The 12,333-nt window shown below is 71.0% G+C and carries 10 protein-coding genes; 5 read left to right on the top strand and 5 right to left on the bottom strand.

From position 1 onward, the window contains the following. Positions 1 to 198: 198 nt before the first annotated feature. Together ACWDR3_RS44890 and ACWDR3_RS44885 are read left to right on the top strand one after the other, a co-directional pair. Entirely contained in the window at positions 199 to 1,827 is a 1,629-nt protein-coding gene (locus ACWDR3_RS44890; protein WP_450358473.1) for a thiamine pyrophosphate-binding protein, read from the top strand. Positions 1,828 to 1,884: 57 nt separating this feature from the next. Beyond that, positions 1,885 to 2,625, top strand: coding sequence for an IclR family transcriptional regulator (locus tag ACWDR3_RS44885; RefSeq protein WP_450358472.1), 741 nt, complete (start codon positions 1,885 to 1,887; stop codon positions 2,623 to 2,625). Between the two features lie 64 nt (positions 2,626 to 2,689). On the opposite strand, the gene ACWDR3_RS44880 is transcribed toward ACWDR3_RS44885, so the two are convergent. Genes ACWDR3_RS44880 through ACWDR3_RS44870 form a run of 3 tightly spaced genes read right to left on the bottom strand, consistent with a single transcriptional unit; the run spans position 2,690 to position 6,327 of the window. Further along, positions 2,690 to 4,189, bottom strand: coding sequence for a sugar ABC transporter ATP-binding protein (locus ACWDR3_RS44880; RefSeq protein ID WP_450358471.1), 1,500 nt, complete (start codon positions 4,187 to 4,189; stop codon positions 2,690 to 2,692). A gap of 1 nt (position 4,190) precedes the next feature. Then, positions 4,191 to 5,255, bottom strand: a complete 1,065-nt coding sequence (locus ACWDR3_RS44875) for a sugar ABC transporter substrate-binding protein (RefSeq protein ID WP_450358470.1) — start codon at positions 5,253 to 5,255, stop codon at positions 4,191 to 4,193. A 34-nt stretch (positions 5,256 to 5,289) separates the two neighbouring features. Further along, positions 5,290 to 6,327 (bottom strand): ABC transporter permease, encoded by a 1,038-nt coding sequence (locus tag ACWDR3_RS44870; protein ID WP_450358469.1) that lies wholly within the window; start codon positions 6,325 to 6,327, stop codon positions 5,290 to 5,292. 153 nt (positions 6,328 to 6,480) lie between these two features. Here ACWDR3_RS44870 and ACWDR3_RS44865 point away from each other — a divergent pair, with 153 nt between their 5' ends. After that, entirely contained in the window at positions 6,481 to 7,206 is a 726-nt protein-coding gene (locus ACWDR3_RS44865) for an SDR family NAD(P)-dependent oxidoreductase (RefSeq protein ID WP_450358468.1), read from the top strand. Here ACWDR3_RS44865 and ACWDR3_RS44860 read toward each other — a convergent pair. Continuing rightward, entirely contained in the window at positions 7,183 to 7,896 is a 714-nt protein-coding gene (locus tag ACWDR3_RS44860; protein ID WP_450358467.1) for a MerR family transcriptional regulator, read from the bottom strand. The genes ACWDR3_RS44865 and ACWDR3_RS44860 overlap by 24 nt on opposite strands. A 103-nt stretch (positions 7,897 to 7,999) precedes the next feature. On the opposite strand from ACWDR3_RS44860, the gene ACWDR3_RS44855 reads away from it, so the two are divergent. Further along, positions 8,000 to 8,479, top strand: a complete 480-nt coding sequence (locus ACWDR3_RS44855) for a macro domain-containing protein (protein ID WP_450358466.1) — start codon at positions 8,000 to 8,002, stop codon at positions 8,477 to 8,479. A 99-nt stretch (positions 8,480 to 8,578) separates the two neighbouring features. Here the strand turns inward: ACWDR3_RS44855 and ACWDR3_RS44850 are convergent, their stop codons facing one another. Further along, entirely contained in the window at positions 8,579 to 10,078 is a 1,500-nt protein-coding gene (locus ACWDR3_RS44850; protein ID WP_450358465.1) for a M1 family metallopeptidase, read from the bottom strand. Between the two features lie 210 nt (positions 10,079 to 10,288). On the opposite strand from ACWDR3_RS44850, the gene ACWDR3_RS44845 reads away from it, so the two are divergent. Next, positions 10,289 to 12,238: a Xaa-Pro dipeptidyl-peptidase gene (locus ACWDR3_RS44845; protein WP_450358464.1), complete on the top strand. Its 1,950-nt coding sequence runs from the start codon at positions 10,289 to 10,291 to the stop codon at positions 12,236 to 12,238. Positions 12,239 to 12,333: the final 95 nt, after the last annotated feature.

Below are 12,333 nucleotides of genomic sequence, written 5' to 3'. Positions count from 1 at the left end.
GTTTGAGGACGAGGCCGTTCAGGCCGAAGCGGGGGTCTGGGGGCGGCAGCCCCCAGAAGGATGGGATGGGTAGGGGCGGCGGGCCGAGAAAAGCCGTACCGCTCAGCGACACACCACGCTTGCCCCCACCCCCCCAACTCCCCGACGCTGACCGCTGAGAACCCCCACCCGTTCCCGTCCCCACGAGGAGCGCCCCCCATGGGCCACCGCCCCGCCCTCGCCGCCCTGAATATCCTCCGCGGCGAGGGCGTGGACCGAATCTTCGGCAACCCCGGCACCACCGAACTCCCGTTCCTCGCAGCCCTGTCAAACACCCCCGGCGCCCCCGAATACGTCCTCGGCACACACGAGGGCGCGGTCATCTCCATGGCGGACGGCTACGCGAGAGGCACCGCCCGCCCCGCCTTCGCCAGCCTCCACATAGCCGCCGGCCTGGCGAACGGCATCATCGGCCTCCTCAACGCCCGCCGCTCCCGCACCCCCCTCGTGGTCACCGCAGGCCAACAACACCGCCGCCACCTCCAACAAGACCCCATGCTGACCGGCGACTTGGTAGCGCTGGCCACCCCCGCGGTGAAGGCCGCCCACGACGTCCAGCACGCCCACGACCTGCCCCTCGCCCTGCGCCGAGCCTTCGCCCTGGCCGTACGCCCACCCGCGGGCCCGGTCTTCCTCTCCATCCCCATGGACCTCTTCGACGAGGCCACCGAGGTCGACATCCCGGCCCGCACCCCAACACCCCCACTGGGCCCGGCCGCAGGCCTGGAACGCGCCGCAGCCCTGCTCGGCGCGGCCGCCCGCCCCGCGATCGTCGCGGGAGACGGCGTCGGCCGCGAGGACGCCCTGGACGCACTGGTCCGCACGGCGGAGGCATGCGGCGCGATCGTCCACCACCAGCCGATGGCCGACTGCCTCAACTTCCCGACCACGCACCCCTTGTACGCCGGAGTGCTGCCGCCCCGCCACGACGCCATCCGCACCGCCCTCACCCCGTACGACACCGTCCTGATCGCGGGTGCGCACGCCTTCACGCCCCACCACTACAGCCCCGGGCCGGCGTTACCCCCCGGCCTGACCGTCGTCCAAATCGACTCCGACCCGCACGAGATAGGCCGCAACTTCCCCGCCGCGGCAGGCCTGGTCGGCTCCCTCGCCCCCTCCCTGCACCGCCTCGCCGAACTGCTCCGCGACCATGTACCCGCGCACACCGCCAAGGGCCGCATCCTCCGCGCCGGCGAACGCCACACCGCCGACCGCGACCGCACCGAGTCCGAGGCCGGCGCCGCCTACTCCCCGGCCCCGCTCGCCCCCTGGGCCGCCGCACACGCCGTGGCCCGCGGACTGCCGCCGGACGCCGTGGTCGTCGAAGAGGCCATCACCGTAGGGCTGTTGCTGCGCCGCCTGATGCGTCTCGACCGCCCCGGCAGCTACACCCACACCGTCGGCGGCGGCCTCGGCTGGGGCATCGGCGCCGCCGTCGGCCGCGCGCTCGCCGAACCCGCCCGCCCGGTCGTCGCCGTACTCGGCGACGGCTGCGCCCTGTTCGGCCTGCAGGGCCTGTGGAGCGCGGCCCGCCAGCGCACCCCCGTCCTCTTCGTGGTGATGAACAACGGCGCCTACCGCACCCTCCAGGACACCTACGCGTCGATGGGCGGCCAGGGCATCTGCCCCGGCACCGAACTGGGCCCCCTCGACTTCACCCAGGCCGCCCGCTTCTTCGGCGTCGACGCCGTACGCGCCGCCTCCGCCGACCACCTGCGCGAACTGGTGGCCGGGGCGGCCGACTTGACGCGCCCGTTGCTGGTGGACGTACCTCTGCGGTCGTGACATTCACAGTGCCGCACGCCTTGTCACCCGCCCGCGCCAGCCACCACCATCGGGACCATGACGGACGGTCCGCTACCGAAGTCGGTGCTTGCCCGCGGGGTCATGCTGCTGCGTGCCTGCGGTGACTCCGGGACCTCCCTCAGCCTCGCCGAACTGGCCCTGGGCACAGGGCTGCCCAAGCCCACCGCGTACCGGCTGATCGGCGAGTTGGTGCGGCTCGGGCTGGTGGAGCGCACCGAGGAGGGCCGCTACCGGATCGGCCTCGGACTGTTCGTGCTGGGCCAATCCGCCCCGAGCGTGCGGGAGTTGCGGGACGCGGCGCTGCCGTACCTCGGCGATCTCCACGAGATGACCCACGAGAACGTGCACCTGGCCGTCCCCGACGGCCTCGACACGCTCTTCCTGGAGAAGCTCACCGGCCGCCGCGCCACCCCGATCGTCTCCCGCACCGGCGGCCGGCTGCCCGCCCACTGCACGGCCACCGGCAAGGTGTTCCTCGCCCAGGACCCCCGCCCACCGCACCGCACGCTTCCCCGGCTGACCCCGCGCACGATGGTCCTGCCCGGCCAGCTCGCCCGCGACCTCGCCCTGACCCGGGCCCGCGGCTATGGCGTCAACCTGGAGGAGGCCGAGGTCGGCATCTCGGCCGTCGCCGCGCCGATCTACGCCCACGACCACGGCCCCCGTCCGATCGCCGCGATCTCCGTCACCGGCGGCACCCGCCGCCTCGACGTGGCCCGCGTAGGCGCCCGGGTCTGCGCGGCGGCGAGGGCGCTGACGCGCTCGCTGTCGGCCTAAGGGGAGCACACCGCCGTACGGGGGTGACGGCCGCCTCGCCCGCCCTGAACGGCGAGGCGGCCCGTCACCCCGGCCCCGCCGCCCCCTTCGACCCTGCCGCCCCCATCTGCATGGCCACCGCCAACTCCCGCTCCGTGAGCCGCTCTCCGCGCACCTCCCCGACGACCTGTCCCCGCACGAAGACCAGCACCCGGTCGCACACCTCGGTCAGCTCCGCGAGGTCGGTCGACGCGAGGAGCACCGCCGCACCGCCCGCCGCCAACTCGCCCACGATGCGGTGGATTTCGGCCCGTACGCCGACGTCGACGCCCCGCGTCGGATCGTCCAGGACGACGACCTTGGGGTCGGTGGCCAGCCACTTGGCGAGGACGACCTTCTGCTGGTTGCCGCCGGACAGCCGGGCCACGAGGTCGTGCGGCCCGCCGCGCAGCCGAAGACGTTCCGTCAGATCAGCGGTCCTGCGCACGAGTTCGGCCCGGGAGGGCAGTACGCCGCCGCGGCCCAGCGCCAGCCAGCTCACGGTCGTCGTGTTCTCCCACACCTCCCGGTCCACCATCAGCCCGTACCGCTTGCGGTCGCTCGGCACGAACGCGACCCCCGCCCGCACCGCCTCCCGCAGCGAGCGCGGCAACCCGTGCCCGGCGATGTCCACCCGTCCGGCCGAGACCGCCGTACGCCCGCACACCACCGCCAACGCGTCGAGATGGCCCGCCCCTTGGAGCCCGGCCACTCCCACCACCTCGCCCGCGCGGACGGTGAACGTCACGTCCGACAGCCGTCCGGGCACGTTCACCTCGGACAGCACCACGGACGGCGGCAGATCCACCACGGCGCGCGAACGACGGGCCGGTTGGGGCGGGCGACCGCCCAGCATCGCGGTGACCAGCTCGGGCACGTCGACCTCGGCCCGGGGCGTCCCGGGCAGCGCCACCCGCCCGTCCCGCAGGACCGTCACCCGCCGCGCGAAGCGCATCACCTCGTCCAGGAAGTGGGTGACGTACAGGACGGCGATGCCCCGGCCGGTGAGGGTGCGCAGGACCCGTTCCAGCCGGTCGACTGCGGTGGCCGGGAGCGCGGAGGTGGGCTCGTCGAGGATCAGCAGCCCCGGCCGGCGCAGCAAGGCCCGCGCGATCTCCGTCAACTGCTGGTCGGCGAGCGGTAGTTCGCCCAGCGGTGCGCCCGTGTCGACGTCCAGTCCCAGCTCCGCCAGGACCGGACGGGCCGCGCGGTCCATCGCACCTCGGTCCAGCAGCCCGCGGCGGCGCGGAGGGTCGTACGGGAAGAGGTTCTCCCGCACAGTGAGGTCCGGGAACAGGCTCAACTCCTGGGAGACGACGGCGATCCGGGTGTCCGGTGCCGTCCGCACCTCGCCCGCGTCCGCCGTCAGCGTCCCGGACAGGATCCGCACGAGCGTCGACTTGCCGGCGCCGTTCTCGCCGACCAGCGCGTGCACCTCGCCGCCGCGCAGCCGGATGCCGGCCCCGTCCAACGCCCGTACCCCGCCGTACGACTTGACCAGGTCCCGCGCCACCAGGGCGTCGTCGTACGCCACTTCGGCCGACATCTCAGCGCGCGTCCTTGAGGGGCTTGAGGTTGGCCTTCTGGTCGCCGAGGAGTTTGTCGATCGTCGGCTTGTACCAGTCGTAGGCCGCCTCGGCGGACTTCTGCCGGGTGATGATCTCGTCGATGTTCGAGGAGTCCACCACGCCGCCCGGGGACAGGAACCAACCGTCCGCCAGTTTCCCGTCGTTGTCGCGGACCGCCTCGATCAGCATGGCCGTCGACAGATAGCCCTTGAGGAAGTGCTGCGGGTCGATGGTCACGAAGTTGGAGCCGTCCTTCACCGCGTCCAGCGTCTTCGGGTCGACGTCGAAACCGGCCGTCAGCCACTTGCCGTTCTCCGCCTTCTTGATCTTGGCGAGGTTGTAGCTGTCCGCGTCCCCGACGCCGAGGAAGGCCAGCGCGTCCGGATGCGCGTTGACCTGCGCCGACCAGGAGCTGTAGTTCTGCCCGGGATCGCTGTACGTCTGGAAGGGGCCGAGCACCTTCACGCCCGGCGCCTCCTTCGCGAAGGTCTCGGAGATGCCCTTGGCCCGGTTGTCCAGCACCGGAGTTCCCGGGTTGGGCACCCCGATGACGATCTCGCCCTTCGGGTCGGCGCCGAGCCGCTTCAGCGCCTCCTTGGCCATCAACTCGCCCAGCGCGTAGTTGTCGTTGCCGACGTAGAAGGTGACCTTGCTGCCGTCGGTGGGGGAGGTGTCCAGGGCGACGATCGGGATGCCCTTGTCGACGGCCTGAGCGGCGGGCCGGGTGAAGATCGGCGGGTCGAGGTTCTCCAGCACGATGCCGTCCTTCGCACGCGCGGTGAGGTTCTGGAAGAGCTGCACCTCGGCCGGGCCGTCGGTGTTGGGCGGTCCGACGGCCTTGAAGTCGACCTTCCCCGCGTGACTCGCCGCGCTCTCCGCGCCCAGCACCATCTCGTGGGCGAAGTTGAGCGAGATGTTGGCGACCGCGATGCCCATCTTCAGCTCACCGCCCCCGGATCCGGGGCTGTTGTCCCCGCACCCGGCGGCACCGAGCAGCACCAGCGCGCCGAGCGCGGCGGCGGTCGTACGGAATCGGCGGTGCATCACGGCCTCCAAAAGCCTTGCCCGGCCCAGGTGTTCATCTGCGCCGCCGTCCCGTGCGGCGCAGGGCGCTGTCGGCCGCGACGGCGACGAGGATGACCCCGCCGGTCGCGAACGACGTCCAGTTGATGGGTACTTCGAAGAACACGAGACCGGAGGCGACCACCGAAAGGATCATCGCCCCGGCCACCGCGCCGACCACCGAGCCGCGTCCGCCGGCCAGCGGAGTGCCGCCGATGATGCACGCGGCGATCGCCTGCAACTCGTAGCCCTGGCCGAGCGTCGGGTCGCCAGCGCCGTAGAAGGCGAGAGCGAGCGCGGCGGCGCAGGCCGTGGTGAGGCCGGACAGGGCCAGGGCCTGGACGCGGGTGCGGACCACCGGGATGCCGCTGAACGCGGCGGCGTCGGGATTGGACCCGATCGCCCGCACCCGGGCCCCGAACCGGCTGCGTGACAGCACCACGGTGAGCACGACGACCACCGTGAGCAGCACCCACAGGGCGAAGGGCACCCCGCCCGGATCGCCGCCCGCGAAGGTGAAGAAGGAGTCGTCCAGCGGCAGATCGGTGATCTGCTTGCCGTCGGCGAGCGCGAGCCCGACGCCCCGGAAGAGCAGCAGCGTCCCCAGGGTCACGATGAACGACGGCAGCGCGAGCAGCGTCGTCACGAGCGCGTTGAACACGCCGAGTCCGATCCCGCACACCAGCATCACCGGCACCGCGAGCCACGGCGCGAGCCCGTCCCGGACCAACAACGCCCCGACGACCAGGCACATCGCATAGGTACCGCCCACCGACAGATCGACCTCGCGCATGGCGAGCGCGAAGACCATTCCGCACGCCATCAGCGAGATGTAGACCGAATTGTGGGCGGTGGTCAGCAGGTTGTCGGTGTCGAGGAAGCCCGGGTACGGGATCCCGATCGCGGCGATCAGCAGCCCCAGCACGAGCAGGACACCGAACTCGTCCCGCACCAGGCGCCGAGGCCGCCACCGGCGTACCCGCAACTTCCTTGCTCCGCCGTCCTGTTCGCGGGCGCGCTCGGCGTCGTCCACGGCACGCTCGGTCTCGGTCATCGGACACGGCTCCCGTACGGCTGGCACTGGGGGCGGGCCCGGCGGCAAGGCCCGCCCGCAGCGTCGGCCCGTCGGCCACGGGCGGCAACAGTGCCGTTCCGGCGAGTGAAATGCGCCCTTGCCGAGCGACTGACGGGTCATCACACTCGCCCCATGGAGACGCGTACCGCACTGGTGACCGGAGCGGCACAGGGCCTCGGGCAGGAGTTCGCCGTCGCGCTCGCCGGGCGCGGCTACCGGGTCGCGGGCCTCGACCTGGTCCCGCAGCAGGAGACCGCGGGAAAGGTCCTCGACTACGTGGAGCTGGTGGCCGACGCGAGCGATGAGGAGCAGGTGCGGGCGGGCCTGGAGCGCGTCATCGACCAGTTCGGCACGTTGCACGTCGTCGTGAACAACGCGGGCCTGTATCCGGCCAAACCCTTCGAGGAGACGACTCTGGAGGACTGGCGCCGGGTCATGCGGGTCAACCTGGAGGCTCCGTTCCTGGTGACCAGCGCCGCGCTGCCGTATCTGAAGGCGGCCGGGTGGGGTCGTATCGTCAACATCACCTCGGCCGCCGTGTTCACCGCGCCGCCCGCGATGGTCCCCTACGTCACCTCGAAGGCGGGCCTGATCGGCTTCACGCGCGCGTTGGCGGCGGCGCTCGGGCCCTACGGCATCACCGTCAACGCGATCGCGCCGAGCATGGTGCGCACCGCGACGGCCGAGCGGACGGTCGGGGCGGACGGCGGCTTCGAGGCGGTACGCGCGGGCCAGGTCGTCGCGCGCACCCAGGAGCCGTCCGACCTGGTCTCGACACTCCTGTACGTGGTGGACGAGGGCAGCGGCTTCCTGACCGGGCAGACGCTGAACGTCTCAGGAGGGTCGGCGTTCCTGTGACCCGACGACCCAGGCATGCAGCTCCTCCTTGAGGGACCGCTGGAAGGTCGTGAGCAAGGCTTGCAGCACCAGCGGCTCCATATGGGCGGACAGCGACCTGACGGCCCGCGCGTCCCGCTCCCGGACCTCCCCGCGGAACAGCTCCGACAGCTCGTGCGCCGCCGCGCGCGAGTGCTCGATCAGCACCCGGCGCGCCGCGAGGATCGCCTCCTCGGAGAGCGGCACGTCGAGCAGCCGCACCCCGAGCCGCAGCAGCCCGACGTCGACGAGATAGCCGTCGTCCTCCGCCCGGACGACTCCCATCGCGCGGAGCCGCTCGACATCATGGTCACTCAACGCCCGCCCGGCCCGCTCCCGCAGCTCCGCCCGGGTCAGCGTCTCCAGCGTCTCCGGCGCCCAGGAGGACACCACGGCCCGATGAATGGCGAGGTCCTGGGCGCTGAGATCCGGCGGCAACTGCTGCAGATACCGCTCGATGGCCGCCAGCGTCATGCCCTGATGCTGCAGCTCCTCGATGAGCGCCAGCCGGTCCAGATGCTCCTCGCCGTAGCGCCCCACCCGCCGCGGCCCGATCACCGGCGGCGGCAGCAGCCCCTTGGTGCTGTAGAACCGCACCGTCCGAACCGTGACACCGGCCCGCGCGGCCAGTTCGTCGATCGTGAGCGTCGGCTCCTCGGTGTCGGTCGTCATGCGTATCAGTATCGCTGTCTCACCAGAACTGTGACACCTCTTGCACGATCCCGACGCCGGCTCGTCCGAGGCCGTTGTCAGTGGCGAACCGTACGGTGGAGTCATGCCAGAGATCATCTACACACGGGGTGACGCCACCGTTCCGTCGGTGAAAGGCGTCAAGATGATCGCCCACGTCTGCAACGACATCGGGGGATGGGGAAAGGGCTTCGTCCTGGCCCTCTCCCGCCGCTGGCCCGAGCCGGAGGCCGAGTACCGGGCCTGGCACCGCGACCGCGCGAAGAACGACTTCGGTCTGGGTGCCGTGCAGTTCGTACAAGTCGAGCGGTATGTGTGGGTGGCCAACATGGTCGGCCAGCGCGGCACGAGGACCGGCAGCAAAGGCGTCCCGGTCCGGTACGAGGCCATCGACACGGCTCTCGGCAAGCTCGCCGACAAGGCCCTGGAGCTGGACGCCTCCGTCCACATGCCCCGAATAGGCTGCGGCCTGGCCGGCGGCAAGTGGTCACGCGTAGAACCCCTGGTCACGGAGCGGCTGGTCAAGCGCGGGATCCGTGTCACGGTCTACGACCACGGGGACTGATCAGGAGCCGGCGACGACCACGCCCTGAAGGGGCGCGGGGAACTGCGCGACCAGCCACAACGGACGCGCAGCCCCCACACCACCGAACCAGGCAACCCCTCAGTGGGCGCCTTCATGCACATCATTCGTCGCCGCGATCTTCTTCCACGACTTCGGCTGTACGAGACTCTTCGACGCGCCCGCGATCGACGCGCTCCGAGCCGCCGGGGCCGCCGGCTTGGTCGGCTGGAACAGCCACGCGTCGAAGAGCGCCGACAGCGACTTCCCGGACACCCGCTCGGCGAACGCCTGGAAGTCGGCCACGGACGCGTTGCCGTAGGCGTGCTCCTTCGGCCACCCCTTCAGGATCGCGAAGAACGCGTCGTCGCCGATGGCGTTGCGCAGCGCCTGGATCGCCAGCGCGCCCCGGTCGTAGACGGCGAGGGCGAACTGGTCGTCCGGACCGGGGTCACCCGGCTTGACGGTCCAGAACGCGTCGTCGGCCGGATGTGAGGCGTACACGTAGTCGGCGAGTTCCTGGGTCGTGCCCTCGCCCTCGTGCTCGGACCACAGCCACTGCGCGTACCGGGCGAAGCCCTCGTTGATCCAGATGTCCTTCCAGCCCTTCAAGGACACGCTGTCGCCGTACCACTGGTGCGCCAACTCGTGCACCACGACCGACGTGTTCGAGCCGTTCGCGAACTGCCGGGGGCTGTAGTAGACGCGGGTCTGCGTCTCCAGCGCGTACCCCGTGGTCGTGTTGGGGACGTAGCCGCCGGCACTACTGAAGGGATACGGCCCGAAGTAGCCGCTCAGCCAGTCGACGAGTTCACCCGTCCGCTCCACGCTCGCCCGCGCCGCCCCGTCGTTGTCGCCGAGGTCCTTGCTGTAGGCGTTGACGACCGGCACCCCGCCCTCGGAGGTGCTCGTCGTGATGTCGAACTTCCCGACGGCGAGGGTGGTCAGGTAGGTCGCCTGTGGCTTGTTCTCACGCCAGTTGTAGCGGGTCCAGCCGCGCTGCGAACTCGTCGACTGGAGCAGCCCGTTGGAGATCACCTGCGTGCCGTTGGGCACCGCCACCGACACGTCGTAGGTCGCCTTGTCGAGCGGGTGGTCGTTGCTCGGGTACCACCACCAGGCCGACTCGGGCTCGTCCGCCGCGATCGCTCCGTCCGGCGTGCGGTGCCAGGTCGAGAAGCCGTACGCGCTCTTCGTGGACGGCACCCCGCTGTAGCGCACGACCACGGTGATCGCCGTGCCCTTGGCCAGCGGCGTCTTCGGTGTGACCACCAGCTCGTGCTGGCCCGAGGTCGTGAAGGAGGCCGCGGCGCCGTTGACCCGCACCTCGCTGACGTCCAGCAGGAAGTCCAGGTCGAAGCTCGACAGATCCTGCGTGGTCTTCGCCAGGATGGTCGCCGTACCCGCCAACTCGTCGGTGGTGGGCTGGTACTGGAGCCTCAGGTCGTAGTGCGAGACGTCGTATCCGCCGTTGCCGTAGGCCGGGTAGTAGGGGTCGCCGATACCGGGCGCGCCGGGGGAGTAGCTCGCGGCCGACGCCGGGATCGCCAGCATCAGGGACGCGGCGGCGAGTGCGCCCGGCGCGATGATTCTGCGGTGCACGAAAGGCTCCAAGTGTTGGGGGCACGAAGTCTGTTCGGAGCCTATTCAGACCCTGTGCACCCATCGCTGTCCACGGCCCCTCCTGTCACACGATCGCCATTCGGCCGACATGAGCGAGGTCCGCGCAGGGGCCGGATTCGGCCACAGGGTCACCACAGTTCGCGCATAGCCCTCTTCTGCGCGGGAGTTGACCGAGGTACCGTCCCGCGCATGCCGACACGCACGCGCTTCACGACCTGGAGACCGCTCGCGACGGCGGCCATCGCCGCCCTCATGGCCGCGTTCCTCACCCCGATGGCGGCCCACGCGGCGCCCCGGGAGAGCCAACCCGTCTACTCCTACGACAACGCTGTCCGCGAGGCCGTCTGGGTGGACACCGGCCTCGACGGAGACGGCGACGGGAAGCACGACCGCGTGGCCGTGGACATCGTCCGGCCCCGCGAACCCGCCCAACAGGGCCGCAAGATACCGGTCGTCATGGACGCCAGCCCGTACTACTCCTGCTGCGGCCGCGGCAACGAGAGCCAGCTGAAGACCTACGACGCCAATGGTGACGTGGTCCAGATGCCGCTCTTCTACGACAACTACTTCGTACCCCGCGGCTACGCGTTCGTCGGCGTCGACCTCGCCGGCACCAACCGCTCCGACGGCTGCGTCGACGTCGGCGGCCGCTCCGACATCCAGTCCGCCAAGGCCGTCGTCGACTGGCTGAACGGCCGCGCCAAGGCGTACACCAGCCGCACCGGGACCGTACGCACAAAGGCGAGTTGGACCAACGGCAAGACGGGCATGATCGGCAAGAGCTGGGACGGCACGATCGCCAACGGCGTCGCCGCCACCGGGGTCAAGGGCCTGAAGACGATCGTCCCGATCAGCGCCATCTCCTCCTGGTACGACTACTACTTCGCCAAGGGCGCTCCCCTCTACGACTCGGGCCCCGACTGGCTCTCCGACTACGTCGACAGCCCCGACGCCCGCGCCAAGTGCGCCGCCGTCCAGCAGAAGATCGTCGACGGCGCCCCGCGCACCGGTGACTGGACGAAGTTCTGGACCGAGCGCGACTACGTGAAGGACGCGAGCAAGGTCAAGGCGAGCGTCTTCCTGACCCACGGCCTGCAGGACCTCAACGTCCGCACCAAGCACTTCGGCCAGTGGTGGGACGCCCTCGCCAAGAACGGCGTCGAGCGCAAGATCTGGCTCTCCCAGACCGGCCACGTCGACCCCTTCGACTTCCGCCGCGGGGCCTGGGTCGACACCCTGCACCGCTGGTTCGACCACGAACTCCTCGGCTACGACAACGGAATCGACCGCGAGCCGATGGCCGACGTCGAGCGCCATCCCGACCAGTGGGTCACCTCCTCGGTCTGGCCCCCGCGCGGCACGGCCACCACGACCCTGCGCCCCGATCAGGGCGCCCAAGCGGGCGTCGGCACCCTCGGCCTCACCAAGGGCGACGGCACCGAAACGTTCACCGACGACCCGCAGTTGAGCGAGACCGACTGGGCCGCCCAGATCGACACGTCGACCCCGGCGAAGGCGGGCTTCGTGACGACGCCGCTCAGCAGTGATCTGCGTGTGTCCGGCTCCTCCAAGGTCACCGTCACCGTGACCCCGACCACCCCGACGGCTCACCTCTCCGCTGTCCTGGTCGACCTCGGCCCCGACACGATCCGCGACTACGCGGCCGGCGGCGAGGGCATCAGCACGCTCACCGACCGCAGTTGCTGGGGCGCGAGCACCACGGGCGACAACGCCTGCTTCAAGAACACCGCGGCCAAGAAGACCGCCGTCGACTACACGGTGTTCAGCCGCGGTTGGGCCGACCTCGGCAACTACGCCTCCGACCGCAAGGGAGTTCCGCTCACGCCGGGCAAGGCGTACACCATCACGCTCGACCTCGCGGCCACCGACCACGTCGTCCCGGCCGGCCACCGCCTCGCCCTGATCGTCGCGGGCACCGACAAGGACCTCATCGACCCGCCGGCCGACAAGCCGACGCTCACCGTCGACCTGTCCCGTACGTCCGCGCGCGTACCGCTGGTCGGCGGCGCGTCCGCGTTCCGGCAGGCCACCTCGGGCACGCCCGCCGCGGTGGCGCAGGAGACGGACCTCGACGGGGTCCGCGCACCTCGCACCGACCGCGTACCGGACGGAAGTTGACGCACTCCTGCGGCTTGGCCAGCGTCACATAGGCGTGCAGGGTCTCGCCGCTCTCCCGGTGCGCCCCGATCCACTTCCCGCTCGCTCCCGTGTCC

The organism is Streptomyces sp. NPDC001002 (genome assembly GCF_053599215.1).
Note: the sequence above shows the minus strand (reverse complement) of the source record. Positions and strands in the feature narration are given on the sequence as shown.

Excerpts from the sequence above, each read along its gene's own strand:
- ACWDR3_RS44860 (WP_450358467.1), bottom strand. The coding sequence starts at position 7,896 with ATGACGACCGACACCGAGGAGCCGACGCTCACGATCGACGAACTGGCC.
- ACWDR3_RS44880 (WP_450358471.1), bottom strand. The coding sequence starts at position 4,189 with ATGTCGGCCGAAGTGGCGTACGACGACGCCCTGGTGGCGCGGGACCTG.
- ACWDR3_RS44855 (WP_450358466.1), top strand. The coding sequence starts at position 8,000 with ATGCCAGAGATCATCTACACACGGGGTGACGCCACCGTTCCGTCGGTG.
- ACWDR3_RS44845 (WP_450358464.1), top strand. The coding sequence starts at position 10,289 with ATGCCGACACGCACGCGCTTCACGACCTGGAGACCGCTCGCGACGGCG.
- ACWDR3_RS44865 (WP_450358468.1), top strand. The coding sequence starts at position 6,481 with ATGGAGACGCGTACCGCACTGGTGACCGGAGCGGCACAGGGCCTCGGG.
- ACWDR3_RS44885 (WP_450358472.1), top strand. The coding sequence starts at position 1,885 with ATGACGGACGGTCCGCTACCGAAGTCGGTGCTTGCCCGCGGGGTCATG.
- ACWDR3_RS44890 (WP_450358473.1), top strand. The coding sequence starts at position 199 with ATGGGCCACCGCCCCGCCCTCGCCGCCCTGAATATCCTCCGCGGCGAG.
- ACWDR3_RS44875 (WP_450358470.1), bottom strand. The coding sequence starts at position 5,255 with ATGCACCGCCGATTCCGTACGACCGCCGCCGCGCTCGGCGCGCTGGTG.
- ACWDR3_RS44870 (WP_450358469.1), bottom strand. The coding sequence starts at position 6,327 with ATGACCGAGACCGAGCGTGCCGTGGACGACGCCGAGCGCGCCCGCGAA.